This window comes from Kingella bonacorsii (assembly GCF_016623605.1).
Lineage (GTDB): Bacteria > Pseudomonadota > Gammaproteobacteria > Burkholderiales > Neisseriaceae > Kingella_B > Kingella_B oralis.
This window is the reverse complement of sequence record NZ_JAEHNZ010000004.1, coordinates 177,370-201,950: the sequence shown is the minus strand read 5'-3', so window position 1 is coordinate 201,950 and position 24,581 is coordinate 177,370. Positions and strand designations below refer to the sequence as shown.

The window sequence follows — 24,581 nt, the reverse complement described above, 5'->3', positions numbered from 1 at the left end:
TGGCAATGGTTGGGTAGTTAAAAACCGTTTTCAGGCTGCCTTTGGCGTTTCGGGCAGCCTGAAAAGGGGAAAAATGAAAAGGGCGTATTGTAAACGTTTTTTAGTTTTTGCTTGGTTTTTTGCGTTTCAGGCTGCCTATTGCGAACCATTAGGCAGCCTGAAACTCACTTCACATAAATCGCCCGATGCCGCTTGCGCAGCAGCTTCACCACAATGCCGCTTTGCGCGCCAAACAGCACGGAGACAAAATACCAGCCGCCGCAAAATAGAATAATAGTCGGGCCCGATGGCAAGTTGGCGGGATGGTGGTACGACAGCAGCAGCCCCGCGTAGCCACACAGCAACGCGCTGATGGCGGAAACCAGCATCAACGCGCCGATGCTTTTCACCCACAGTCGCGCGGCGATGGCGGGCAGCATCATCAAGCCCACCGACATCAGCGTGCCTAATGCCTGAAAGCCCGCCACCAAATTCATCACCACCAAAATCAAAAAGGCGACATGCCACAAGCCGCCGCGCCCGTTTACCGAGCGCAGAAACAGCGGGTCTATGCTTTCCAGCAGCAGCGGACGAAACATCACCGCCAGCGCGATGATGGTGCAGCTTGCCACGCCGCCCATCAGCCGCAACGAGCCCAAATCCACCGCCAGCACCGAGCCAAACAGCAAATGCAAAAGCTCTACGCTGTTGTTGCCGAGGCTCACCAGCAGCACGCCGATGGCAAGGCTGGTGAGGTAGAACGCGGCAAAGTTGGCATCTTCTTTAAGCTCGGTGAAGCGGCTCACAATGCCCGCGAAAAACGCCATCAGCATCCCCGCGATAAAGCCGCCCAAGCCCATCGCGGGCAGGCTCAGCCCCGCAATCATGTAGCCAATCGCCGCCCCGGGGAGCACGGCGTGGCTGAGCGCGTCGCCAATCAGGCTCATGCGGCGCATCACCAAAAACACGCCCACAGGCGCGGCGGAGAGGGCAAGAAAGACAACCGACGCGAGGGCGTAGCGCATAAAGGAAAATTCGGTAAAGGGGGCGATGAATAAGTCGTACATGGTGGTGGGTGGGATTGGGTTGTGTTGAGGCAGCCTGAAAAAGGGGCGGGCGGCGTGGTGGGGGGGACGCGGTTTCAGGCTGCCTTATAGAGTGTTGATAAAGCGAGGGAATAGGGTTTTCAACCTTCGCTGCGCTGCGGCATACCCCCTGAGCTTTGCATAAGTTCGCATGGCTAAATCAAAGATTTAGATGCTTACTTAATACTCAAATCAAAGATTTGGACAAAGGGGCAAGGCTGCCATTGATTGTGCCACGCGGTAGGCAGCCTGAAAACCATGCCAACCAAGCAACGCATGGCGCGGCGACGGCTCGTCGCCAAATGGAACGTTGATTAAACTGCGTTGGTTGGCAACATCGGCAAGCCGCCACGCCATCGGTTGCAGATTAGGCAAAGGAGGCAGCCTGAAAATGGGAAAACGCCCTTTCAGGCTGCCATTTGCAAACGCAGGCAAAGCATTTCAGGCTACCTCAACCTCGCACCATTGCGCTTCATCTTCCGCCTTTTGCGCCAACGCATTGGCACGCAGCAACAGCTCATCGGTCAGCACCGCTTCGGTCTTGCCCTCCGCCACCTTTTCCCGCGCCAGCAAAAACGTATGCGGAAAATAAGCGCGCACTTGCTCGTAATCATGCAGCACGGCGATGACGGCCCGCCCCGCTTGGTTTTCTTGGCGCAGCAAATCCAGCAAGGCATAAGTGGTTTTGGCATCCACCGCGTTAAACGGCTCGTCCAGCAGCAAAAATTGCGCGTTTTGCACCAGCATGCGGGCAAACAGCACGCGCTGGAACTGCCCGTTGGACAGGTCGCTGATGTGGCGGTGGGCAAAATCCGCCATCTCCACGCGCGCCAGCGCATGATGCACCCGTTCGCGCTGCGCCGCCGACAGCCGCCCAAAAAAGCCGATTTCATACCACAAGCCCATCGCCGTCAGCTCAAACACCGTCAGCGGCTGGCTGCGGTCAATGTCCGACTGCTGCGGCAAATAAGCAATGTCGCGGCGCGACAGGTTTTGCCATTGCACGCTGCCCGTGTGTTTGAGCAGCCCCATAATCGCTTTAAGCAGCGTGGACTTGCCCGCGCCGTTGGGCCCAAAAATGGCATACATACAGCCATCGGCAAACGTCATGTTCACATGGTGCACAGCAGGGCGTGATTGATAGCTCACGGTTAAATTGTGGATAACAATACTCATGCCGACACCGCCCAGTAATACACGCACCACACAATCAGCAGCACGGCGGCGGCGATGGCAAGGCGTTGGGACAGGCTGGCGAGCAACAGGGAAAAGGGAGGTTTCATAAGCACACTTTCAGGCTGTCTGAGCAAAAAAGGGTGATATTGTATAACAGGAGCGGCGCGCGCGTTAAGCGATGTGAATGCGCGGGCTTGCCGGCGGCGTAAAAATCAGGCGGTTTTGCCCCGCTTGTTTGGCAAACGCGGTTTGGATTGGAGCCTTTGCATCTTCTGCGGCAGCCTGAAAACCAAATGGCGCGTCGGCGGCTCATCAGCAAAGCGCTGTTAGGTTGGATCGGTTTGATGATGAGCCGTTGTCGTTTCATTTTAGTTTTCAGGCTTAGATTTCAGGCTGCCTAATCATGGCGAACAAAGGCAGCCTGAAAACCCATCTATTCGGCAAAAAATCGTTTGGCGCAACACCAAACGATTGTTATGTTTTCAGGCTGCCTTTGATGTGATGATTTAAGGCAGCCTGAAACGCAATACATGATGGCGCGTCGTCTAACACGCCATTTGGCGGCAAACCGTCGCCGTTCCATTCGGATTTCAGGCTGCCTCAATGCCGCGATACAGCCCCCATTGCCCAATCAACCGCGCCACCGCCTCGGGTACGTCGTCCGCAATGCTTTGCCCCGCCGCCGCCCGCCGCCGAATCGCGCTGGAACTGATGTCTAACAGCGGCGCAGACAAGATTTTCAGGCTGCCCTGTTGCAACGCCTCGCCCAGCCAATCGCGCAGCTCCGGCGGCGCATGGTTGAGCGACTGCCCTGCGCGCGCTGCCACTGCGATATGAGTTAGCCGCGCAAAGGTGCGCCAGTTTTTCCAAGTGTGCAATTGCAGTAGGCTGTCCATTCCCATCAGCCACCAAAGCTCGGCACCGGCAAAATGCTGGCGAAAAATCTGCACCGTATCCACGCTATACGTCGCCCCATCGCGCACCATGTCCACATCGCTGGCGGCAAAACGGCTATCGCCTTCTATCGCCGCTTCCACCATCGCCAAACGCTGCGCCGCAGAAGCCGACGTTGCATTTTTGTGATACGGATCGCCCGCAGGCAAAAAAATCACGCTGTCCAACGCCAATTCATCCGCAAACGCGTGCGCAATATGCAGATGCCCATTGTGAATCGGGTCAAAGCTGCCGCCGAACAAGCCCAGCTTATTCATCGCGCGCGCCCTTTTCAATCAACGTCAATTTGCCCGTGCTCGGATGAATCACCAGCCCATGCACCACCACATTGCTCGGCATCAGCGGATGATGGCGAATCATGTTCACCGTATGGCGCACGCTCTGTTCCACATTATCAAACCCCGTAAACCAGCCATCCAAATCAATCCCCGCATGGCGCAGCGTTTCAATGCGGTCGGCGGGAATGCCCCGCGCCTGCGCCGCGTCCAGCATCGCCTGCGCCGTCAGCCCGCGCATCCCGCAGTCAAAATGCGCAATCACCATAATCTCCTCCACGCGCAATTCCAGCACCGCCACCAGCAGCGAGCGCATCACCGAACCCCAAGGATGCGACACCACTGCCCCCGCGTTGCGAATCATCTTCACATCGCCGTTTTTCACGCCCAGCGCCGCATAAATCAGCTCCACAATCCGCGTGTCCATGCACGACAAAATCGCCAGCTTGCGCTCGGGGTATTTGTTGGTTTGATACGCCGCATACTGCTCAGCATCCACAAACGAGGCGTTGTACGCCAAAATTTTATCCAATTCAGACATTGCTTCTTCCCTCAAACTAAAAAACACAAAACGCGCATTATGCAGCCATTTAGGCAGCCTGAAAATCATACGCGCGAGAGCAAAACCATTTTCGCCAAATCCCTCTTGCCCTATTTTTTACCTTTCAGGCTGCCTCCATCCCCCCGTTTCAGGCTGCCTTGCGCAAAACATCCTTTTCATTTCAAGCAAAAAGCCGTATAATCGCGCCAATTTTTCACCCCCACACGAAAAATGACCCGCGCGGTCATTTTTTTGTATTTATACCCCTTGCAAACAAAGAAAACATGGACATTCAAAGCATTTTAGACACCACCCTCCCCGGCCTCGGCTACGAGCTGGTGGACCACGAACTCACCGCGCAAGGCACCTTGCGCGTGTTTATTGACAAAGCAGGCGGCATCACCGTGGACGACTGCGCCGCCGTCAGCAACCACCTAAGCCGCGTGTTTATGGTGGAAAACATAGACTACAAAAACCTAGAAATTTCCAGCCCTGGTTTAGATAGACCGCTGAAAAAAGCCGCCGATTTCATCCGCTTTGCAGGCAGCCAAATCAAGCTCAAAACCCGCCTGCCGGTGGACGGGCAAAAAAACTTCATCGGGCGCATCGAAACCTTTAACGACAACACGCAAACGCTCACCCTGTCGTTTGACGGCAAAACCGCCGAAATCGAACTGGGCAACATCGACAAAGCCCGCCTGAAACCCGAATTCAAATTTTAACCATTAGGAGACACAACGTGAGCAAAGAGATATTGCTGCTTGCCGAAGCCTTGGCAAGCGAAAAAAACGTCAGCAACGAAATCGTATTTGAAGCGCTGGAAGTCGCGCTGGGCATCGCCGCCAAGAAAAAAGCCGATCGCGAGCAAATGGATTTGGAAATCCGCATCGACCGCGAAACAGGCGACTACAAAACCATCCGCAAATGGCTCATCGTGGAAGATTTGGACTACACCTATCCCGAGCTGGAAAAAACCATTGAGCAAATCCAAGAAGAGCAGCCTGAAATCCAAATCAGCGTGGGCGATTACTACGAAGAAGAGCTGCCCAACGAAGCCTTCGGACGGCAAGCCGCGCAAACCGCCAAGCAAATCATCCTGCAACGCATCCGCGATGCCGAGCGCGAGCAAATTTTGAATCATTTTTTGGAAACGCATGAAAACATCGTAACAGGCACGGTTAAACGCATGGAACGCCACGGCATTGTGGTGGAACTTGCGCCCAAGCTGGATGCGCTGATTCCGCGCGAGCAAATGCTGCCCCGCGAAAACTATCGCGGCGGCGACCGCATCCGCGCGCTGTTTTGGAAGCTGGAAGAATTTAACGGCGGGCGCAAGCAAGTGTTGCTGAGCCGTTCCGCGCCCGATTTTGTGCGCGAATTGTTTGCGCAGGAAGTGCCCGAAATCGCCGACGGTCTGCTGGAAATCAAAGAAGTGGCGCGCGACCCCGGGCAACGCGCCAAAATCGCCGTGTTGGCGCGCGACCAGCGCATTGATCCGCAAGGCACGTGCATTGGCGTGCGCGGTTCGCGTGTGAACGCGGTGTCTAACGAAATTGGCGGCGAGCGCATTGATGTGGTGCTGTGGTCTGATGATACGGCGCAATTTGTGATCAACGCGCTTTCGCCCGCGCAAGTGAGCCGCATTGTGATTGACGATGAGTTGAACTCGGTGGACGTGATTGTTGCCGAAGACCAGCTTGCCTTGGCAATTGGGCGCGGCGGGCAAAACGTGCGCTTGGCGGCCGAATTAACCGGCTTGCAACTGAACATCATGACGCTGCAAGAAGCCGAAGAGCGCACCGCAGCCGAAAGCGCGGCGGCGCGTCAATTATTCGTGGAACAGCTTGATGTGTCGGAAGAAATTGCCGATGCGCTGGTGAACGAAGGCTTTGAAAGCGTGGAAGAGGTGGCTTATGTGCCCGCCAGCGAATTGCTGGAAGTGGAAGGCTTTGATGCCGAGCTGGCGGAAAGCCTGCGCGCCAAAGCCCGCGAAGTGGTGCTCAAAGCCGCCGAAGAAGCCGAAGCCAAGCTCAACGAAATTGACGAAGATTTGCGCACTTTGGACGGCGTGGACGAAGACATGCTGCGCGATTTGGCAGAAGCCAACATCACCAGCCGCGATGATTTGGCGGAACTTTCCATCGCCGAACTGATTGAAATCACAGGCGTGAGCCACGAAGAAGCCGAAAAAGCCATTTTGGCGGCGCGTGCGCATTGGTTCGCCGAAGAAGACAACGCATAAGGAATAACAGATGACTAACCGAAAAACCGTGTCCACAACCGACACCGAAGTGGTTGTAAAAAAACGCCGCAACAAAGTTTCCAAAGAAGAATTGCTGGCGCAGCTCAAAGCGGAACAAGAAGGGCAGCCTGAAAACGCTGCCAGCGCAGAAAATACCGCCGCCGAAGTTTCAGGCAGCCTGAACAGCGAAAGCAATGCCGTAGCGCAAGCTGCCGAGCAAACGCAGCCTGAAAACGCTGCCGCTGCCGAGCAAGAAACCACCGAGCGCGAAGCCAAACGCCGCGCCGCGCAAGCCGAAGCCGAGCATATCCGCGCGGGCAAAGCCGCCAAAGCCGATAAGCAGCCTGAAAAAACCGAAGCAGCGGAAACAGAAGTTGCGGCGCAATCTGCCGAGCCTGCTGTTGAACAATCTGCCGCGCAAGCGCAGCCTGAAAAAGCATCTGACAAACCATCAGCCGACAAACAAGGGCAGCCTGAAAAAGCCGCCGGCGAAGGCGACAAGAAAAAACGCAGCCGCAACAAGAAAAAAGACGCCGCGCCCGAGCCGTTGCCCACGCCTGTTGAAGTGGTGAACGCCGCCGAAGCGGAACGCCGCAGCGAAGAAGCCGACCGCGCCGCCAAATTGCGCGAAGCGCAAGAGCAGCTTGCCCGCGAAAAAGCCGAGCGCGAAGAACGCCGCAAACGCCGCGAAGAAGCCAAGTTGCAAGCGGCAGAAGAAGCGCGTTTAGCCGCCGCCGCCAAAAAAGAAGGCAAAGACGGCAAAGGGCAGCGCATCGCCAAGCCCAGCGAAGAAAAATTAGAGAAAAAAGCCGAAGAAGCCAAACGCCAAAAAGCGGAACAAAAAGCGGGCGGCAAATCAGGCAACGCATCAGGCAGCCTGAAAACCGCTGCGCCCGCCCAGCAACAAGGGCAGCCTGAAAACCCCAGCAGCGGCAGCCGCAAAAAAGACGACCGCCGCAACAGCCGCGATGATGATGAAATGCGCGGCAGCCGTGGCGGCAAAGGCAAAGGCGGCAAAGACGCGCGCAGCGGTCGCAGTGGCGATGACGAGCGCGTGCGTGGCGGCAAAAAAGGCAAAAAACTGAAACTGGAACCCAATCAACACGGCTTCCAAGCACCTACCGAGCCTGTGGTGCATGAAGTATTAGTACCCGAAACCATTACCGTTGCCGATTTGGCGCACAAAATGGCGGTTAAAGGCGTGGAAGTGGTAAAAACGCTGATGAAAATGGGCATGATGGTTACCATCAACCAATCGCTTGACCAAGAAACCGCGTTAATTGTGGTGGAAGAAATGGGACACATCGGCAAACCTGCTGCGATTGACGACCCCGATGCTTTCTTGGGCGAAGAATCCGCCAGCACAGCAGAATTGCTGCCGCGCCCACCTGTGGTAACGGTGATGGGGCACGTGGACCACGGTAAAACTTCGCTGTTGGACTACATCCGCCGCAGTAAAGTGGTGGCAGGCGAAGCGGGCGGCATCACGCAACACATCGGCGCGTATCACGTCGAAACACCGCGCGGCGTGGTGACGTTCTTGGATACTCCGGGGCACGAAGCGTTTACCGCGATGCGTGCGCGCGGTGCGCAGGCAACCGACATCGTGATTCTGGTGGTGGCCGCCGATGACGGCGTGATGCCGCAAACGGTGGAAGCGATTGCCCACGCCAAAGCCGCCGGTGTGCCGCTGGTGGTGGCCGTGAACAAAATTGACAAGGAAGCGGCGAACCCCGAGCGCATCCGCCAAGAATTGACGCAATATGAAGTCGTGAGCGACGAATGGGGCGGCGATGTGCAGTTTATTGATGTTTCGGCAAAACAAGGCACGAATATTGACAAATTGCTGGAAGCGGTGTTGCTGGAAGCCGAAGTGTTGGAGCTGAAAGCCCCTGTGGACGCGCCTGCCAAAGGGCTTATCGTGGAAGCGCGGTTAGACAAAGGCCGCGGCGCGGTGGCAACGCTGTTGGTGCAAAGCGGCACGCTGCGCAAAGGCGATATGCTGCTGGCGGGCACGGCGTATGGCAAAGTCCGCGCCATGTTAGACGAAAACGGCAAGCCGATTGAAGCCGCTACGCCGTCTATCCCCGTGGAAATCTTAGGTTTGTCGGACGTGCCCAACGCAGGCGAAGACGCGCTGGTGTTGGCAGACGAGAAAAAAGCGCGTGAAGTGGCGCTGTTCCGCCAAGGCAAATACCGCGATGTGCGCCTTGCCAAGCAACAAGCCGCCAAGCTGGAAAATATGTTCAACAACATGGGCGAAGGCGCGGCGCAAAATCTGTCGGTCATCATCAAGGCAGACGTGCAGGGTTCTTACGAAGCCTTGGCGGGCAGCCTGCAAAAACTGTCCACCGACGAGGTGAAAGTGAGCGTGTTGCACAGCGGCGTGGGTGGTATTTCCGAGAGCGATGTGAACTTGGCGATTGCTTCGGGCGCATTGATTATCGGCTTTAACGTGCGCGCCGATGGCTCTGCCCGCAAGCTCGCCGAAGCCGAAGACGTGGAAATCCGCTACTACAACATTATTTACGACGCGATTGACGATGTGAAAGCCGCGATGAGCGGGATGCTCGCGCCCGAAGAAAAGGAACAGCAAACGGGCACGGTGGAAATCCGCCAAGTCATCACCGTGTCCAAAGTGGGCAACATTGCAGGCTGCATGGTTACCGATGGCGTGGTCAAACGCGACAGCCATGTGCGCATCATCCGCAATAATGTAGTCATCCATACGGGCGAGTTGTCTTCGCTCAAACGCTTCAAAGACGATGTGAAAGAAGTCCGCATGGGCTTCGAGTGCGGCCTGATGATTAAAGGCTACGACGACATCGCCGAGGGCGACGTGTTGGAATGCTTTGATGTGATTGAAGTGGCGCGCACGCTGTAAACGCCAAAGGCAGCCTGAAAAAGCGTAACGCTGCCGCGTGCAAGTGGTGTCTTCCGCGCCGCGCCCCAATCTGCCCGATGTGCAATCGGCGAGCTATCAAATCGGGCAAAAGCAGTATGACTTTACCGCCGAATACCAAGCCGATACGCAAACGTGGCGTTACCGGCACGGCGATGCGCCGCTGGCGGTGTACCATCGCAACGGCGCGTTTAAGCAAACCGGCAACGCCAAGCGGGCGCGTTATACCTGTTTCCAATCGGCGGCGGCGCATTTTTGCGCGCGCAAACTGCCTGCGCCGTTTTGGTGATTGCCGCCTAGCTCAATATGAAGACAAAAAGGCAGCCTGAAAATGGGAAAACCCGTTTTCAGGCTGCCTTTGTTGTGTCTTACCGCTCCCCTAAATCCAGCCCCCGCCCAATCGCGTAAAACTGCCCGCCCGACACATAATGCAATGTGCGCCAATCGTCGCCCGCCTCGTCAAACCGCCAATGCCCGTCGCGGAACACCGCATCGTCTGCCCACGCCGCTTCCACTTCGCCGATAAACAAATCATACGCCTGCTGATTGTGCGGCTCGGGCAACACGCGGCACGCCAGCCACGCCGCACAGCCCGCCACCAGCGGCACATCAAACCCCGCTTGGCGAAACAGCGGCACATTATCCATTTTGCGCGGATTGGCGTTGCGGCTGCTGCGCCCCATGGCTAGCACCAATTCTGCCTGCGTTTGCACGGGAATCTGCACGGCAAAACGCCCGCTTTGCTCAATCAGATTGCGCGTAAACGCCGATTTGTCCAGCACCACCGTTAAGCGGCAGGGGTTGTAATCCAGCGGGCAGCCCCATGCCGCCGCCATCGCGTTGTCCGTGCCGTTGTGGCAGCCTGAAACCAGCAAAACGGGCCCGTGGTTGAGCAGGCGAAAGGCTTTGGGTAAAGGAATAGATTGGATGGTCATCGTGTGTTTGCCTTAAAACGTTCGGTTGTGCAGATGCGCGTGCAGGTGTTGCGCCACCTCGCTGATGATTTCGCGCCAGCTTGCCAGCGGGTGGGGCGCGTGCCAATTTTCCACGGTGGGATACCACATATTGCGTTTGCTGCCCGCTATCCCCCAGTTCCAAGCGTAAGCAGGCGCAGACAGCATCACCGCGTCCTCAATGCCCATCGCCCCCGCCAAATGGATAACGGGCGTATCGGTGCTGACCACGAAATCCAAATGCGCCATCAAGCCCGCCAAATCCGCCAAGCCGCCGATGTCATCGGAAAACTGCGCGATGCGGTGTTTTTCCAGCCATTGTTTTTCTGCGGCGGTGAGGTTTTGTTGCAGGCACACCCAATGCGCGTCGGGCGCGGCGGCAACCAGCGCGTCCAAGTCTTGCACATCGTATACGGAGCGGATGTCGTCCTCGGGGATGTCGGCGTTGCGCCACGCCAAGCCGATGCGCGCGCGGCTGCGGTTCAGCGGGAACACGCCGATGAAACGGCGTTTTTGCGCTTTCTCGGCAAACAGATAGGGATGGCGTTTGGGCAGCGTTTCAAACGGGCGGTCAAACCGCGTGAGCAGCGCGTAGGGAAATTCCCAAAAATCAAATTCGGTTAAATGCTCGTGCCATGTTGCCACGTCAAACGCTTCGTCGATATCGGGATGGGTTTGGAGCAGGGCGGCGGCATCGGCGTGCGCCAGCACAATCAGTTTCGCCACGCCCAGCTGGCGTTTGAACAGATGCGCCAGTTGGGCAAACATGATTTCGTCGCTCAGCCCCAGCTCGCTCCAAATCACAAAAGTCTTGCCTTTGGGCGATTGGCGTTGCCAGCGTTTTGCCAAAATGTCGTCGCCTTCGGGCGGGAAAGGGCTGCGATGATGCAGCGCCACGTTTGCCACCGCTTTTTCGCGCTGGCGGAAACCGCGCGGGTAGTCTTGCATTTGCAAAACAAGCTGGGCTTGCTGGAATTTGAGCGCGGGCGTTTGCCGGCACAGGTAAAACTGTTGCGCGGCTTTTTCTGCCGGCGCGTGCCAGCCTAGCCGTTGGTAGAGCATGAATTAGCGGTAGTAGGTTTGCTCGTTGGCGGCATGCCACAGCGCGGCTTGGCGGTATAGCTCAATTGCTTCGTCAGGCTTGCCGGGCTTCTTTTTCCGTGCCCAAGGTGAGCAAAAAGCTGGGGTCGCCGGCGTCATAGGGTTTTTTCACCAGCACAAACGAATGGTTATCGAGCGTGCGGATGTCGGCGATGAGGGCGTTCAGATGCACCAGCGCGGATTTGATTGCGTCAAAACTGTTGCATCGCAGGCACAGGCTGCCTTCGGGTTTGAGCACGCGCAGCCAGTGGGCATAGGCTTCCACGGGGGCGTTTTGCAGCACGGCATGCGCAACCAGCACGGTGTCGTAATGGGCGTCGGCGAGGTTGGGCAGATAGTGAACCGTGTCAGGGCTGCCCTACGCCACGCCCACATCGGCGGGGTGTTCTTGCAGGGTTGGGGCAAAATGGTCGAGATAGCTGTGGTCGTCGTTTTGGGTAATCAGTAGCCAGTTGGGTTTCATGTTAAAACTCTAATGGGTTAGGTTAGGATTGTGTAAACGCAATCATACCAACAATGGCAGGTTTTGGGCGGATAAGGGGGCGTTTCAGGCTGCCTTTGGATTGGACAAAGGGTTCAGTCCGCGATGCGGTGTTGCGAAACTGAAACCCGCCTGCCCGGCAAAAAACCGTTTGGCGCGATGAACGGCACACCAAACGGTTTGGTTTTTCAGGCTGCCTTTGGGAGGTAAAGGTTTCAGGCTGCCTTTGCATTGCATGTTGATAACCGCCCGCTGTTGCCCGCGAAAAAGGGCAGCCTGAAAACGGTTTGCCGGTTCGGTTTCTCCATTCCGCCGCGCGTTTCAGGCTGCCTCAGGGGTTGGGTGCGGCGTGTTACAGCTTCGCCGCCGCATCGCGCAACGCCGTGCGCAAACCCTCTTCAATCACGGGATGATAGAACGGCATTTCCAGCATTTGCGGAATGGTCATGTGCATTTGGTGCGCCCAAGCCAGCAGGTGCGCCAAGTGTTCCACCGCAGGTCCAATCGCTTCCGCGCCCAGCAGCCGCCCCGTCGCCTTGTCGGCATACACGCGCAACACCCCTTTGTTCACCAGCATCACGCGGCTGCGCCCTTGGTTGCAGAACGACACTTGCCCGATAACCACATCGCGCTCAAAACGCTCGCCATACTGCGCTTGCAACGTGGCAAAACGCGCGCCCACCGTTGCGATTTGCGGATGGGTGAACACCACGCCCAGCAGGCTGCGGCGCAAGCCTGCTTGCACGTTGGGGAAACGTCCCGCGTTGTCGCCCGCGATTTTGCCTTGGTCGGCGGCTTCGTGCAGCAGCGGCAGTTGGTTGGACGCGTCGCCCGCGATGAAAATATGCGGGATGCTGGTTTGCATGGTGTGCGGGTCGGCAACGGGCACGCCGCGCGCGTCCAGCTCAATGGGCAGGTTTTCCAAGCCCAAATTGTCCACATTCGGGCGGCGGCCTGTTGCCGCCAGCAGATAATCCGCCGTGAACGTGCCGCGCTCGCCCTCTTGCGTCCAGCGCACCTGCACTTTGCCCTCGGCGGTTAATTGCGTTTCGGTTTGGGCATCCAGATGCAGCGTCATCTCCGCGCTAAAAATTTCAACGGCTTCTTGCAGCACCACGGGGTCGGAAATACCGCCGAGTAAGCCGCCCAAGCCGAAGATTTCCACGCGCACGCCCAAGCGGGATAATGCTTGCCCCAACTCCAAACCAATCACACCCGGCCCGAACACGGCAACGCTTTCAGGCAGCGTGTCCCAAGAGAACACGTCGTCGTTTACAATCAATTTGTCGCCCAAAACCTGCCATTGTGGGAACACCACGGGGCGAGAACCTGTGGCGATTACGATGCGATCGGCGCGGATTTGCGTGTGGTCGTCCACTTGGACGGTGTGTTCGTCGATAAATTTGGCGTGTCCCATGATGCGTTTGCTTTCGTCCCACGCCATCACGTCTTCCACCACAAAGCCGACGAAACGGTCGCGCTCGGATTTCACGCGGTTCATCACTTCCGCGCCGTCCACGCGCACGGACGATTTGTCCAAATGCACGCCGAACGGGTCGGTGTGCAGCGCGTGGTGCCGCGCTTCGGCGGCGGCAATCATCAGCTTGGAGGGCATGCAGCCCACGCGCGCGCAGGTTGTGCCATACACGTTGTTTTCAATCAGATACACGTTGTCGGTAAAACGCAGCGCGTTGCGAAATGCGCCCATGCCTGCGGTGCCTGCGCCGATAACGGCGACGTCTGCTTTGATTTGTTTCATGTTGATTCCTTTCGGGGTTTTGATAATAAAGTTTCGCTATTATATTTTAGATAGCGGTTTATTTTAATTAAAAGATTTAATTTGGGCGTTTAGGCAGCCTGAAATTCAAAATGGCGCGTTGGCGGCGCGCCGATATGGTTTCCATCACCAAGCCTTGTCTCAATGCCGCATTGGGCGATGAGCCGTTGCCGTTGCATGTTGTTTTCAGGCTGCCTTTGAGGATGAGAATAGGCAGCCTGAAACCATGTTCTTGCTGCCGCTATGCTGCTTCAATCACGCCCAAATCCACCAAGCCGCGATAAATGCCGTCTTCGTCGATGGCGGGGCAAACGTAATCGGCAACGGCTTTCAACTCGGGCACGGCGTTGCCCATCGCCACGCCGAAGCCCACGCCGGCAATCATTTCCAAATCGTTCGGCCCGTCGCCAAACGCCATGCTGTCGGCGATGCTGATGCCCAATTTGTCCAACGCGGCGGCGATGCCGCGCGCTTTTGAGCCGGCTTTGTCCAGCATGTCCACGCCGCTGGGATGCCAGCGGATGATTTGCAGCGAGGGCGGCAGCAGCGGGGCGATTTCGCCATCTTGTTCGGCGGGGTAAAAGCCGAGCAGTTGGTAGGTGTCGTATTTGCCGCAGGCGGCGGGGTCGGATTGGTAGCTGATGCCCAGCGAACCGAGCGCGTCTTGCAGATAGCGGTTTTCCACAATGGCAAACAAGCCTTCGCGCGTGGCAAGCATGTGGGCGATGCCGCGCGCTTTGAGGCAGCCTGAAAACCTGGTGAGCATGGCGTTATCTAGCGGGAACTTGGCAAGGGCTTTTCCTTGGTATTCCACATATTGCCCGTTGAGCGAGACAATCATGTCGATGCCGCATTCTTCAATCAATTCAACGATTTTGGGTGGAATAACGGGGATGGTGCGCCCCGTGGCGATGGCGGTAATAATGCCTTTTTGTTTCAGCAATTTCAGCGCGGTTTTGGCACTTTCGGGCACATATTTTTTACCGCGATTGATGTACAGCGTTTCGTCGATGTCAAAAAAGATGATTTTGGGCTGGGGTTTCATAAATATTCTTTGGGGATGGTGCAAACGGGGATGGGTTGGATTTTGTGCTGGGTGGCGCGGTTGAGTTTCACAAAGATGTCAAACACTTCTTGCTCGCGTCCTGATAGCGCGTTGCGCGTGATGCCGCGTTCAAATTGCGCCATCGCGCGTTCCAGTTCGGGATAGGTTGCGCCGATTTGTTGCTCGTCGGTGCGCTCGCCATCCCACAGCCCATCGGTGGGCGCGGCGGTTTGGATGGCTTGGGCGATGCCCAGTTCTTTGGCGATTGCATACACTTGCGTTTTGAGCAAATCGGCAATCGGGCTGATGTCCACACCGCCATCGCCGTATTTGGTGAAAAAGCCCACGCCGAAGTCTTCCACTTTGTTGCCCGTGCCAGCCACCAGCAGACCGTTGATTTGCCCGTAGTAATACAGCGCGGTCATGCGCAGACGCGAGCGGGTGTTTGCCATCGCTAAATCTTGGTTGGGGCTTTTCAGGCTGCCTGTAAGCACGGTGCGTTCAAATTGCTCAAAGGTGGGCGTTAAATCCACGGTTTCGCCGTGTGCGTTGGCATATTGGGCAACCAGCGCGGCGATGTGTTCGGCGGCGCGGTCAAATTGGTCAACCTTTTGGCGGATGGGCATATTGAGCAGCAGCGTGGGCAGCGCGGTTTGCGCGCAGAGCGTGGACACCACGGCAGAATCAATGCCGCCCGACACGCCCACCACAAAGCCTTGGGCGCGGGCTTGCGCGGCGTAATCGCGCAGCCAGTTGACGATGTGTTGGATGATTTTTTGCGTTTGCATGGGGTTTCCTTTGTGAACGGGTTTTCGCTTCGCAACGCCGCTACGCTTTGCAGGCTGCTTCTATTGGTTTTCAGGCTGCCGATTGGATGAGCGGTGGTTTGAGGCAGCCTGAAAACCGCATTATAGCAAGCCGCGCCCATGCGCTTTGCTTCGGCGGGCAAAGCGGGCGGCAACAAGCGGGCATTATGGCGGGGCAAGGGTTTTAAATGACGCTGAGCAGGCCGCCGCAATGGGCAAAGGCAGCCTGAAAATGCCCCCGCGTGTCCGCACAGCGAAAACATCGGCGCAACAAGCCGTAAAATATCTATAATGATTGCGAATACAGGGTTTTAGCCGATTGTTCACCATGAAAGGAATTATCATGAAACACACCATCCGCCTGAGCATCCTCGCCGCCGCTTTTGCCGCCGCCGCAACGCTGCACGCCGCACCCATCCAAGGCGTGGGGCAAATTGAAAAAGACTGGGAAATGCAATGTGACAACACAGGCACTTGCCGCATCGCAGGCTACTCGGAATCAGGCAGCGACAAGCCGGCGAGCGTGCTGTTTACCCGCGCCGCAGGCGAAAACACGCCGATTGAGGGCGAAGTTTATCTGATGAGCGAAAAAGCATTGCCCAATGCGGAATTGTTGATTGACGGCAAAGCGCACGGGCAAGTTGCCTTGGATAAAAATTCGGGATACGGCAAATTAAGCGGCAGCCAAACCCAAGCCCTGCTCACCGCCGTAAAACGCGGGCAAAGCGTTGCCTTCCGACACCAAAACGAAACGTGGATGTTATCCAACGAGGGCGCGAACGTAACCCTGCTGCACGCGGACACTTTCCAACAGCGCGAAGGCACGCCCAGCGCGTTTATCCACATCGGCAACGAGCAGAAAACCGTGCTTGCCGCCCAGCCCAAGCCCGTTATCACCGTGCCGAGCGTGTTGTCCGCCAAGCCCGTTATCATCAAATACGGCAGCAAAGGCTACAAAAACCTGCTGGCGCAACTGCTTGCCGCGCGCAACGCCGCCTCGCCCAAAGAGTTGCAAAGCGATACCTACGGCTGTGCGGATGACGAAAAAGAAGACATGGCGCTGTACCCGATTGATAAAGACAACGCGCTGTTATCCGTTTTCTGCGGACGTGGCGCGTATCAAGGCATGGATGACTATTTCCTTACCGACGGCAAAGGCAAAACGGTGAAAAAATATATCGGCTTGCTTGGCAATATGGGCGAGGGCTACCAAAACGGCTTGCTCAACGCGGGTTTGAAAGGGCGCGGCTTGGGCGATTGCTTATCCACCGAAACCTACGCATGGAACGGCACGGAATTTGTGCTTGCCGAAGAAAAAGATACCGGGCTGTGCCGAGGCTTCCCCGGCGGCGCATGGGATTTTTATCGCACCACATCGGAAATCCGCCGCGAAAAATAAGCGGGCTGCTTAACAGAAATCCGTGTAAATTTATATCAACAAACAATGAAAATAAGTTAAAACAAATTGACCTAAATTAAGACAGATTGGGCGAATAGGTCTAGAATTCGGAAAAACTAAGCAATAAAAATCGTGTAATTTGCCAATTTCAAGCTGTTTTCTACTTGTATCTTTTTGTAACGTTTGAACAAGATGCAGCAGCGTTTTGGTTGTTTGAAAGCGTGCGCTGCGATTTTAAGGAGCTTATGATGGAGAAGAAAGTAAAAAAACCGTTCCATTTCCCCTCCGCGTTCACCATTTTGCTCATCATCATGGTGATTGCCGTGGGCGCAACTTGGATCGTCCCCTCTGGTACTTATTCAAAACTGACTTACAACTCAACCGAGAAAGTGTTTGTCATCAAAAAACACGGCGAAGCAGATACCACCATGCCCGCCACCAAAGAAACGTTGGACAAACTCAACATCAAAATTGAGCTGAAAAACTTTACCGACGGCGTGATTCGCAAGCCCATCGCCATTCCCAACAGCTATCAGCGCGTGCCGCAACACCCCAAAGGCTTGGGCGACATTGCCGAAAGCATGGTGCGTGGCACCATTGAAGGCGCAGACGTGATGGCGTTTATCTTTGTGCTTGGTGGCTTAATCGGCGTGATTAACAAAACTGGCGCATTCAACGCGGGCTTAACCGCGCTGTCCAAACGCAGCAAAGGCAATGAATTTATGATTGTGTTCATGGTCTGCGTGTTGATGGCGCTGGGCGGCACAACCTGCGGCATGGAAGAAGAAGCGGTGGCGTTCTATCCGATTCTGGTGCCCGTGTTCTTATCGCTGGGCTATGACTCCATTGTGTGCGTGGGCGCGATTTTCTTGGCTTCGTCGATGGGGACGGCGTTTTCCACCATCAATCCCTTCTCGGTGGTGATTGCGTCTAATGCGGCGGGGATTGTGTTCACGCAAGGCATTGTGCCGCGTGCGATCGGTTTGGTGCTGGGCGTGGGCTGCGTGATTGCCTACCTGCGCTGGTACACCAACAAAATCAAAGCCGACCCCAGCTTCTCGTACACCTATGAAGACCGCGAAGAATTTTACAAATTGTATATGCAAGATGTGAAAGCCGAAGGCGAAGTGGCGTTTGACTGGCGCAAAAAAGTGATTTTGGTGCTGTTTGTTGCCGCGTTCCCCATTTTGGTGTGGGGCGTGATGTCGCGCGGCTGGTGGTTCCCGCAAATGGCGGCTTCGTTCTTAACCATTGCGTTTTTTGTGATGATTTTGTCGGGGCTGAGCGAGCAGGATATTGTGAACTCGTTTACCAAAGGTGCATCTGAATTGGTGGGCGTGTCGCTGATTATCGGCTTGGCGCGCGGTGTGAACATGGTGCTGGAAGAAGGCTTGATTTCCGATACCATTTTGGATTTTTCTACCCATTTGGTAACAGGTATGCCGCCCGCTTTGTTTATTATGGCGCAACTGGTGGTGTTCTTCTTCCTAGGTTTGATTGTGCCGTCTTCTTCCGGCTTGGCGGTGCTGTCTATGCCGATTATGGCGCCGTTGGCGGATACGGTGGGCGTGCCGCGCCATATTGTGGTGAGCGCGTATATGTGGGGGCAATATGCGATGCTGTTCCTTGCGCCGACCGGTTTGGTGCTGGTTACCCTGCAAATGCTGAATATTCCGTTTAACAAATGGGTGAAATTTGTGCTGCCGATGATTGGCGCGTTGCTGGCAATTGCCACGGTGATGCTGCTGACGGAAGTGGCGTTGAGTTAGCTGTTTGTCAGCGGATAGATAGAAATCAGCCCATTGGAACTTGGGGTTCCGGTGGGCTGGTTTATTTGTTGGGATAGGGAAGTGAGGCAGCCTGAAATCCAATCTCAAGCTATCCGGTAAAAACCGTTGGGCATTGTGCCAAGCGGCTTTGCTGTTTTCAGGCTGCCTTATGGTTTGCAAACAGTTGAGGGGTTGAGGCAGCCTGAAATCTAAAATGGAGCGGCGACGGCTCGTCGCCAAATAGTTGCTTCAACATGGCTTTGCTGATTGGCAAAATGTCGGCGAGCCGCCGACGCGCCATAGATTAGGCTTGGCAAAGGTTTCAGGCTGCCTCAGGGGACTTGGTAAACAGTTGAGGCAGCCTGAAAACGCTAAGGCAGCCTGAAAACAATCATCCGCACTTTGCTTGGGTGGAAGCAAAATGCGGATTTTTGTCAGCAGTCGTTTTCAGGCTGCCGTTCGGCTTTGCGAGAACGATGGTTCAGAACTTCCAACCCAAGCCCACGTTTGCCGCGCGTTTGTTGCGGTATCGGCCGTTTTCATACGCGCCGTTGAGGTACACGTTCAGGCTGTCGGTGATGTGGTAGTTCGTGCCCACGGTTAAGGCGATGTTGGGGCGGTGCCCTGAATACGATTCGCGCACGTTGGTTTTGATGCCGCCGTAGTTGGCGGTGTAGCGGGTTTTGCCGTTGAGGATTTCGCGCAGCTTCAAGCCTGCGTTGAGCGTCCATTTGCCTTTTTCGTCGATTTTCCACAAGCCATCCACGCCGAGGGTGGCGCTGGTTTCGTGGGTTTTCACGTTGTCGGCGGAAACCAAATCCGCGCCGTAGCGGTTGAGGGCGTAGTCCAAGCCGTTGATGCGGGCGTGTTGCAGGCTGATGCTGGGCATGATGCTGAAACGGTCAAAGTTGAACGCTTTGCCTGCGGCGATGCCGAAAAGGTATTGGTTGCCATGGTCTGAGCCGAAGTCGGTTTTGGCTTTCAGGAAATCCACGCCCAGCATGGCGGAAAGCCAGTAGCTGCCTTGGCTAAAGGTGTACGCGCCTTCCAAGCCTGCGCCGCGCGTGGTGATTTTCTTGTCCAAGCCGGCGTAGCTTTCCGTCCATTTGTGCGACAGGTTGCTCAGTTGCACGGCAAGCCCGTGTTTGCCATCTGCGCCTAAGTGGCGCGCCAAGCCGAGCGATTGGCTGTAATCCTTACTTTCGCCGTGGGTGCTTGCCATGTTGCGGGCGTGTGAGGTGCCGTAGCCCGTGTCCACCCACATCGTGCCTCCTGCGTTGGACATCAGGGCTTGCCGCATGGTTTTGTCGCTGCGGGCGATTTTTTCGTTCACAGCGTGTTCTTGCGCGTGGCGGGCGGTTTCGGTGCTGAGTCCGAACACGGTTTTGTTGAGCGCGCGGCTGGTGAGCAGGGCTTGGGCGATGCCTGCGCCCGCCACGGGTTCGTCGTTGGTGGGCATTATGTAGCCGTAGGTGATGCTGTTGCCCAGCTTGCTCGCATCCAGCTTGTCCAGCAAGCCGTCAAGGATGGAGATGGTTTTGTCGCGCCCCGTGTAGTTGGCTTGGTTGCGCAGCACGTCGCCGATTTGTTGGCGCGAGGTGGTTACGCTCACTTGCTTGCCGGTTACGTTGTAGCTGTTGTTAATCAGTTCGCCCAGTTGCGTGCCGTAGCGCACGGCAAAGCCTGCTGCGCTGCTGATGCCTTGCTCTGCATCGAGCAGCACTTCGGTGTTGCCTTGGCGGGTTACATAGCCGTTTTTCACGCCGGTGAGCGTGAGGCTGCTGTTGGTTAAGTCGGCGTTGCCGCTGATGTTGATGCGGGTGCCGATGGCTTGGTTGATGTTGCCGTTTCGGTTATTCAGGCTGCCGTTGATTTGCAGATTGGCTTGGTTCACTTCCAGTGTGCCTTGGTTGCTGACCGAGCCTAAGCGGATGGTGTCGGCGCTGTCGCCGATGGTGAGCTTGCCGCCGCTGCCCACAATATGGTTAGACACAGAATGGCCGTTGGCAACCAGTTCGCCCGCGCGGATTTCGGTGTTGCCGGTGTAGGTGTTGTTGCCGTTCATCACCAAGATGTCGCCGCCCGTTTTAATCATGCCGCCCGCGCCTGAAATGTCGTTGTCGAAGAAATAGGCGCGTTTGTTGCCTTCCACGTTGAAGGTGTGGGTTTTGTCGAAGCGTCCGTAGCCGTTGAGGCTGGCGGATTCGTTTACCAAGCCGTGCCCCCAAACGGCATCCACGCCCGGCGCGCCTTTGTCGGTGGCGGTGGTAATCAGGGCGTTTTTGATGTCTTCGTTGCTGAACCAGTCGTAGCGGCTTTTGATGCGGGCAGACAGAGCGGAAACATAGGCGGTGGCGTTGGACGTGCCGACATAGGCGGTTTTTTGCGTGTCGATGCCGTAGGTGGAGAAGAGCTCGGGGGCGGTGATGCACCAGTTTTTGGTCAGCTCGCCGCAGGCGTTTTGGGTTTTCTCGCCGCTTGCTTGGTCGTAGGCGCTGATGGCGAGAAAGCCTTTTTCCAGCTCGGGGGCGACAAGGGGCAGGGCGGCGCCGGCGTTGGTGATGGTGCGGTCTTCGTTGCCGGCGGCTTTGAGCACGAGCACGTTGCGGTTGACGAATTCGCGGTACAGCGGCAGCAAATAGCTGTTGCTGAGTTTTTCGTAGTTTTTGCCGTATTCGATGTCGACGTTGTTGGAGGTGGTGTCGTCGCCGTATGAGTTGTTGAGGATGCTGATTTTGGTGCCTTGCTCCATCGCCAGCAGCAGGTTGGTCAGGCCGGTGGACGAATACACGCTGCTCGGGCTGTTCACGCCCGAATTGATGGCGGCTTGGGGGGCGTGGTCTAAGATGATTTCGGTCATTTTGGTGCCGTGGCCGATGGTGTCGTTGGAATCGACCAGTTCGTTGTCGTAGACGGCGATAACTTTTTTGCTGATGCGGGCGTTGCGGTTGCGCAAGCCGATGCCGTCGGTTTTGATGCCGGTGTCCACGATGCCGATGTAGGCGCCGTCGCCGCTCAGGGCTTCGGCTTTGTCGTTGGCGGCTGCGGCTTGCCATGTGCCTGAAATGGGGCGGCTGCCGTTGCCCGTGTGGTTATTGCCGTTGCCGCCGCCGTTGTAGTCGGGGCGGATGTCGGAACCGCTGCCGCCGCCTCCGCCGCCGCAGGCTGACAGCAGGGCGGCGAGCACGGCTAGGGTGATGGTTTTGAAGGGTGCGCTTTTCATGGGAACTCCGTGGGTTGGGTTATCGGGGGCGGGCGGGGCTGATGCCTGCTTGGGTGTGGAGCCTGTTTTCCAGCATTTTTTGTTCCCGTTTGGGGGGCGTGCTTTGGCTGGCGGTGGCGGCCGGGGCTAATGGGGTGATTCGCCGAAATTTTTTATTTTGCATGGGATGGGCTTGGCGGCGGTGGGCGGGCTGATGGATTTTCAGGCTGCCTTTTTGGGGAAGGCAGCCTGAAACCTTTGCAAAAAAACGTCGCCACTCTGTTTCGCTACGCAGACTGCTCCCAGGCTTGGGCAAAGGGGTCGGCCTGTTTGGTGCGGTGAAATGGCGGTTTGGCTGTTGGCGAAGCGGTTTTCAGGCTGCCTTTTGTTGCTTGGGGCAGCCTGAAAACGGCTTGGGCTTGGGGTTAGTCCAGCCAGAACGGGTTGTGCCCGCCGCGGGTGTATTCGTTTTGCTCGGCAAGCAGGATGTCTAGGGCGAGGCTGGCGAGGTCGTCGGCGACGGGGTCGGCGTGGCGTTGTTGGCTGTGCAGGAAAACTTTGCGGTAGTGATGGCATTTTCCGCAGCATTCGGCGCGTGCGCCTTGGTAAACGGCGGGGGCTTGGGGGTTGTCTATTTGTTGGTGGGAGATGGCGGATTGGTCGCCGCAGTAGGTGCATTTGGCGCGTAGGGCGTTCCATTGGCTGTTGCATAGGGGGCAGTGTTGGTAGCGCAAGCCGTCCCAGTCGCCGCCGCTGAGGATGATTGAGGCGATGGCTTCGTTGCCGCAGTTTGGGCAGTGGGCGCGGTCGTCTTGGGGGGGGATGGTGTCGTCGCTTTGTTGTTGGGCTTGGGCGGTGTAGGCGACTTGTAGGGCGGCGTGCAGCCAGATTTGGTAGGGTTTTTCGTGTTCGGGGATGTCGCCTTGCAGGATGCGTTCGGCAAGGGCGGTGAGCTCGGCTTCGGGGGTGTTGAGCAGGATTTGCAGGGTGGCTTGGGTGGCCTCGGATAGGGTGGGGGCGATGTGGCGGATGATGGTTTTCAGGCTGCCGATGGTGTGCGGCGGCACGGTTGGAACGCGCGGCAAGGCGGTTTCAGGCTGCCTTGGGTGTTGGTCTAGGGCGTGTTGTTGCGCTTGTGCAAGGCTTGCCATGATGCTGAGATAGTCGTGCCATGAGCTGTTGTCTTGCCGGGCGAGTTCTTGGAAGCGGAGGGCGCGTTGGGCGAAGAGGTCGGCTTTTGGGGGGATGTAGAAGGGTTTGTAGAAGAAGGGTTTGTTTTGGATTTGTTCGGGGGTCATGGGGGTTCCTTTGGGGTGTGTGAGGCAGCCTGAAAACGGATGAGCTAGGCTGTGATGTATTGCGGATGGGTGTAGATGGTGAATTTTTCGGGTTTGGCAAAGCCGATTAGGGTGATGTGGGCTTGTTCGGCGATTTGGGCGGCGAGCGCGGTGGCGGCGGAGACGGCAACAATGGTGTGGATGCCGATGCTGGCGGCTTTGGCTATCATTTCGTAGCTGGCGCGGCTGGACAGCAGCAGCCAGCCTTGCTGGGTGTCGGCGCGGTGTTGCACGAGATGCCCGATGAGTTTGTCTAGCGCGTTGTGCCGCCCGATGTCTTCGTAGCTGGCTTGGATTTGCCCGCCAACCACCCACGCGGCGGCGTGCAGACTGCCGGTTTGCTGGCGCAGGGGCTGGTGTTGGTTGAACTGGGCGAGGGCTTGGTTGATATGGGCGGCTTGGGTTTTCAGGCTGCGTGTTACGGGGGCGATGCTTGGCTGGGCGGCGGCGAGGCTGTCTATGCCGCACAGTCCGCAGCCTGTGCGCCCGTTGAGCGTGCGGCGGCGTTGTTTGAGCTGGGCAAAGCATTCGCTGGCGATTTCCAAGCGGGCTTCGATGCCGTGCGGCGTGTAAACGATTTCGCTGCCGTAGAGCTGGCTGGGGCGTTGCAGGATGTGTTCGCTGATGCTGAACCCGAGCGCGAGCTGGGAAATGTCTTGCGGCGTTGCCATGATGACGGCGTGGGAGATGCCGTTGTACACCAGGGCGATGGGGGCTTCTTGCGCGAGGGTGTCTTGGGTGGGGGTGAAGCTGGCTTGGTGGTAGCGGATGATGAGGGTGGTTTGGATGGGGGGAGTGGGCATGGGTGGGTAGTCTGAAAAGGGGGTTGATGGGGGGAGGGTTGGGGTTGGGGCTTTGGGGCGATTTGTTTTGTGGGTTTGGGTTTTCAGGCTGCCTCTATGGTTTACAGGATAGTTGTGGATAGGCAGCCTGAAAATGGTTGGTGCCTTGTGGTTGTTAGTATTCGTTTAGCTTTAACCATGCGTCTCGTGCCGACGGGGCACTTACTTTTCTTTGCTTCGCCAAAGTGTGAACCTGCATTCATCATCCGCGCGACAGCTTTTGCGCCCTAAAAACATGGCTACGGCGTTGCAAATGCTCGCAAGGTATCCAACCTTGCTGTGCTTTGCGCCTTGTATCCATGCTTTTATGACGCAAAATCTATTCATGCGGCTAATGAATACAGGTTCAAAGCAAAAGAAAGGCGACCCCGACGTGCAGGGCTTCCCGAAGGCTGCATCTTTTTTTCGGCGCGTGCGAACTAGCCGCGCTTTGCGCGTCGTCGGACAAGCGTACGCTTGTTTCCGAAAAAAGAATGCTGCGTTCGGCTGGACGTAAGGGAGGGGCAGCAGCATTAAACAGTTGTGATGATTAGGCAGCCTGAAAAGAGTTGTTGTATGGAATACGGCGTGCGTGGCAGAGCCTGTATTGTTTATATTTTCAGGCTGCCTTGGATAGGCGCAAAGGCAGCCTGAAAAGGCAAGCGATGGCGTATTAAAGGTTTGCTGATGTTTGCCAGCAGCAATGCTTTTTGAACCTTGCTAGACGGTGCGTGGC

The 24,581-nt window shown here is 56.6% G+C and carries 24 protein-coding genes; 7 read left to right on the top strand and 17 right to left on the bottom strand.

What is annotated here, in order from left to right:
* Positions 1-17 precede the first annotated feature (17 nt).
* The 6 genes from JDW22_RS14025 to JDW22_RS11535 form a co-directional block, all read right to left on the bottom strand.
* Positions 18-149 carry a hypothetical protein gene (locus JDW22_RS14025; protein ID WP_268884245.1) on the bottom strand — a complete coding sequence of 44 codons (132 nt, stop codon included), beginning with the start codon at positions 147-149 and terminating at the stop codon, positions 18-20.
* A gap of 15 nt (positions 150-164) precedes the next feature.
* Positions 165-1,046, bottom strand: a complete 882-nt coding sequence (locus JDW22_RS11555; protein WP_200523179.1) for a metal ABC transporter permease — start codon at positions 1,044-1,046, stop codon at positions 165-167.
* Between the two features lie 210 nt (positions 1,047-1,256).
* The gene (locus JDW22_RS11550; RefSeq protein ID WP_200523178.1) at positions 1,257-1,499 is read right to left on the bottom strand and encodes a hypothetical protein; all 243 of its coding nucleotides are present in this window, start codon (positions 1,497-1,499) and stop codon (positions 1,257-1,259) included.
* Between the two features lie 6 nt (positions 1,500-1,505).
* Complete coding sequence (locus JDW22_RS11545; protein WP_200523177.1) at positions 1,506-2,240, bottom strand: metal ABC transporter ATP-binding protein; 735 nt, start codon at positions 2,238-2,240, stop codon at positions 1,506-1,508.
* 590 nt (positions 2,241-2,830) lie between these two features.
* On the bottom strand, positions 2,831-3,451 hold the full coding sequence (nadD, locus tag JDW22_RS11540; RefSeq protein ID WP_200523176.1) for a nicotinate-nucleotide adenylyltransferase: 621 nt from the start codon (positions 3,449-3,451) through the stop codon (positions 2,831-2,833).
* Positions 3,444-4,010 carry a beta-class carbonic anhydrase gene (locus JDW22_RS11535; RefSeq protein ID WP_200523175.1) on the bottom strand — a complete coding sequence of 189 codons (567 nt, stop codon included), beginning with the start codon at positions 4,008-4,010 and terminating at the stop codon, positions 3,444-3,446. Before JDW22_RS11535 ends, nadD begins: the two co-directional genes overlap by 8 nt.
* Positions 4,011-4,294: 284 nt before the next feature.
* Between JDW22_RS11535 and rimP the strand changes: the two genes are divergently transcribed.
* The 4 genes from rimP to JDW22_RS11515 are packed head-to-tail and all read left to right on the top strand — an operon-like array spanning position 4,295 to position 9,443.
* Positions 4,295-4,732, top strand: coding sequence for a ribosome maturation factor RimP (gene rimP / locus JDW22_RS11530; RefSeq protein WP_200523174.1), 438 nt, complete (start codon positions 4,295-4,297; stop codon positions 4,730-4,732).
* 17 nt (positions 4,733-4,749) lie between these two features.
* Positions 4,750-6,252, top strand: a complete 1,503-nt coding sequence (nusA, locus tag JDW22_RS11525; protein ID WP_200523173.1) for a transcription termination factor NusA — start codon at positions 4,750-4,752, stop codon at positions 6,250-6,252.
* Between the two features lie 10 nt (positions 6,253-6,262).
* Positions 6,263-9,136 carry a translation initiation factor IF-2 gene (gene infB, locus JDW22_RS11520; RefSeq protein ID WP_200523172.1) on the top strand — a complete coding sequence of 958 codons (2,874 nt, stop codon included), beginning with the start codon at positions 6,263-6,265 and terminating at the stop codon, positions 9,134-9,136.
* 37 nt (positions 9,137-9,173) lie between these two features.
* Positions 9,174-9,443: a hypothetical protein gene (locus JDW22_RS11515; RefSeq protein WP_040558084.1), complete on the top strand. Its 270-nt coding sequence runs from the start codon at positions 9,174-9,176 to the stop codon at positions 9,441-9,443.
* A gap of 79 nt (positions 9,444-9,522) precedes the next feature.
* Here JDW22_RS11515 and JDW22_RS11510 read toward each other — a convergent pair whose 3' ends face one another.
* The 6 genes from JDW22_RS11510 to nadE all read right to left on the bottom strand — a co-directional run bounded on the left by JDW22_RS11510 (position 9,523) and on the right by nadE (position 15,299).
* Positions 9,523-10,089, bottom strand: a complete 567-nt coding sequence (locus JDW22_RS11510) for a flavin reductase family protein (protein ID WP_200523171.1) — start codon at positions 10,087-10,089, stop codon at positions 9,523-9,525.
* 12 nt (positions 10,090-10,101) lie between these two features.
* On the bottom strand, positions 10,102-11,169 hold the full coding sequence (locus JDW22_RS11505) for a glycosyltransferase family 9 protein (protein ID WP_200523170.1): 1,068 nt from the start codon (positions 11,167-11,169) through the stop codon (positions 10,102-10,104).
* A 73-nt stretch (positions 11,170-11,242) separates the two neighbouring features.
* Positions 11,243-11,509: a hypothetical protein gene (locus JDW22_RS11500; RefSeq protein ID WP_200523169.1), complete on the bottom strand. Its 267-nt coding sequence runs from the start codon at positions 11,507-11,509 to the stop codon at positions 11,243-11,245.
* Positions 11,510-12,041: 532 nt separating this feature from the next.
* On the bottom strand, positions 12,042-13,448 hold the full coding sequence (locus JDW22_RS11495; protein WP_200523168.1) for a dihydrolipoyl dehydrogenase: 1,407 nt from the start codon (positions 13,446-13,448) through the stop codon (positions 12,042-12,044).
* A 259-nt stretch (positions 13,449-13,707) separates the two neighbouring features.
* A complete protein-coding gene (locus JDW22_RS11490) occupies positions 13,708-14,511 on the bottom strand; it encodes a Cof-type HAD-IIB family hydrolase (RefSeq protein ID WP_200523167.1) in 804 nt (267 codons plus the stop codon).
* Positions 14,508-15,299: an NAD(+) synthase gene (gene nadE / locus JDW22_RS11485; protein ID WP_200523166.1), complete on the bottom strand. Its 792-nt coding sequence runs from the start codon at positions 15,297-15,299 to the stop codon at positions 14,508-14,510. The genes JDW22_RS11490 and nadE overlap by 4 nt, the downstream gene beginning before the upstream one ends.
* A 47-nt stretch (positions 15,300-15,346) precedes the next feature.
* Between nadE and JDW22_RS11480 the strand changes: the two genes are divergently transcribed.
* The 3 genes from JDW22_RS11480 (at position 15,347) to JDW22_RS11470 (ending at position 18,485) form a co-directional block, all read left to right on the top strand.
* Positions 15,347-15,505 (top strand): hypothetical protein, encoded by a 159-nt coding sequence (locus tag JDW22_RS11480; protein WP_200523165.1) that lies wholly within the window; start codon positions 15,347-15,349, stop codon positions 15,503-15,505.
* Positions 15,506-15,660: 155 nt separating this feature from the next.
* Entirely contained in the window at positions 15,661-16,716 is a 1,056-nt protein-coding gene (locus JDW22_RS11475) for a DUF1176 domain-containing protein (protein WP_200523164.1), read from the top strand.
* Between the two features lie 248 nt (positions 16,717-16,964).
* Positions 16,965-18,485, top strand: coding sequence for a YfcC family protein (locus JDW22_RS11470; protein ID WP_235965497.1), 1,521 nt, complete (start codon positions 16,965-16,967; stop codon positions 18,483-18,485).
* Between the two features lie 157 nt (positions 18,486-18,642).
* Here JDW22_RS11470 and JDW22_RS11465 read toward each other — a convergent pair whose 3' ends face one another.
* From JDW22_RS11465 to fdhD, 5 genes are all read right to left on the bottom strand, one after another.
* A complete protein-coding gene (locus tag JDW22_RS11465; protein ID WP_200523163.1) occupies positions 18,643-18,786 on the bottom strand; it encodes a hypothetical protein in 144 nt (47 codons plus the stop codon).
* Positions 18,787-18,966: 180 nt separating this feature from the next.
* Positions 18,967-21,708, bottom strand: coding sequence for a S8 family serine peptidase (locus JDW22_RS11460; protein WP_200523162.1), 2,742 nt, complete (start codon positions 21,706-21,708; stop codon positions 18,967-18,969).
* A gap of 19 nt (positions 21,709-21,727) precedes the next feature.
* Positions 21,728-21,871 carry a hypothetical protein gene (locus tag JDW22_RS11455; RefSeq protein ID WP_200523161.1) on the bottom strand — a complete coding sequence of 48 codons (144 nt, stop codon included), beginning with the start codon at positions 21,869-21,871 and terminating at the stop codon, positions 21,728-21,730.
* Positions 21,872-22,112: 241 nt separating this feature from the next.
* Positions 22,113-22,985, bottom strand: a complete 873-nt coding sequence (locus JDW22_RS11450; RefSeq protein WP_200523160.1) for a formate dehydrogenase accessory protein FdhE — start codon at positions 22,983-22,985, stop codon at positions 22,113-22,115.
* Between the two features lie 44 nt (positions 22,986-23,029).
* On the bottom strand, positions 23,030-23,827 hold the full coding sequence (gene fdhD / locus JDW22_RS11445) for a formate dehydrogenase accessory sulfurtransferase FdhD (protein ID WP_200523159.1): 798 nt from the start codon (positions 23,825-23,827) through the stop codon (positions 23,030-23,032).
* Positions 23,828-24,581 lie beyond the last annotated feature (754 nt).

Coding starts and splice junctions, on each gene's coding strand:
- JDW22_RS11495 (WP_200523168.1), bottom strand. CDS start 13,448: ATGAAACAAATCAAAGCAGACGTCGCCGTTATCGGCGCAGGCACCGCA.
- JDW22_RS14025 (WP_268884245.1), bottom strand. CDS start 149: ATGGTTCGCAATAGGCAGCCTGAAACGCAAAAAACCAAGCAAAAACTA.
- infB (WP_200523172.1), top strand. CDS start 6,263: ATGACTAACCGAAAAACCGTGTCCACAACCGACACCGAAGTGGTTGTA.
- JDW22_RS11490 (WP_200523167.1), bottom strand. CDS start 14,511: ATGAAACCCCAGCCCAAAATCATCTTTTTTGACATCGACGAAACGCTG.
- JDW22_RS11460 (WP_200523162.1), bottom strand. CDS start 21,708: ATGAAAAGCGCACCCTTCAAAACCATCACCCTAGCCGTGCTCGCCGCC.
- JDW22_RS11555 (WP_200523179.1), bottom strand. CDS start 1,046: ATGTACGACTTATTCATCGCCCCCTTTACCGAATTTTCCTTTATGCGC.
- JDW22_RS11470 (WP_235965497.1), top strand. CDS start 16,965: ATGGAGAAGAAAGTAAAAAAACCGTTCCATTTCCCCTCCGCGTTCACC.
- fdhD (WP_200523159.1), bottom strand. CDS start 23,827: ATGCCCACTCCCCCCATCCAAACCACCCTCATCATCCGCTACCACCAA.
- nadE (WP_200523166.1), bottom strand. CDS start 15,299: ATGCAAACGCAAAAAATCATCCAACACATCGTCAACTGGCTGCGCGAT.
- JDW22_RS11450 (WP_200523160.1), bottom strand. CDS start 22,985: ATGACCCCCGAACAAATCCAAAACAAACCCTTCTTCTACAAACCCTTC.
- JDW22_RS11455 (WP_200523161.1), bottom strand. CDS start 21,871: ATGCAAAATAAAAAATTTCGGCGAATCACCCCATTAGCCCCGGCCGCC.
- JDW22_RS11545 (WP_200523177.1), bottom strand. CDS start 2,240: ATGAGTATTGTTATCCACAATTTAACCGTGAGCTATCAATCACGCCCT.
- JDW22_RS11505 (WP_200523170.1), bottom strand. CDS start 11,169: ATGCTCTACCAACGGCTAGGCTGGCACGCGCCGGCAGAAAAAGCCGCG.
- rimP (WP_200523174.1), top strand. CDS start 4,295: ATGGACATTCAAAGCATTTTAGACACCACCCTCCCCGGCCTCGGCTAC.
- JDW22_RS11475 (WP_200523164.1), top strand. CDS start 15,661: ATGAAACACACCATCCGCCTGAGCATCCTCGCCGCCGCTTTTGCCGCC.
- JDW22_RS11465 (WP_200523163.1), bottom strand. CDS start 18,786: ATGGCGCGTCGGCGGCTCGCCGACATTTTGCCAATCAGCAAAGCCATG.
- JDW22_RS11535 (WP_200523175.1), bottom strand. CDS start 4,010: ATGTCTGAATTGGATAAAATTTTGGCGTACAACGCCTCGTTTGTGGAT.
- nadD (WP_200523176.1), bottom strand. CDS start 3,451: ATGAATAAGCTGGGCTTGTTCGGCGGCAGCTTTGACCCGATTCACAAT.
- JDW22_RS11510 (WP_200523171.1), bottom strand. CDS start 10,089: ATGACCATCCAATCTATTCCTTTACCCAAAGCCTTTCGCCTGCTCAAC.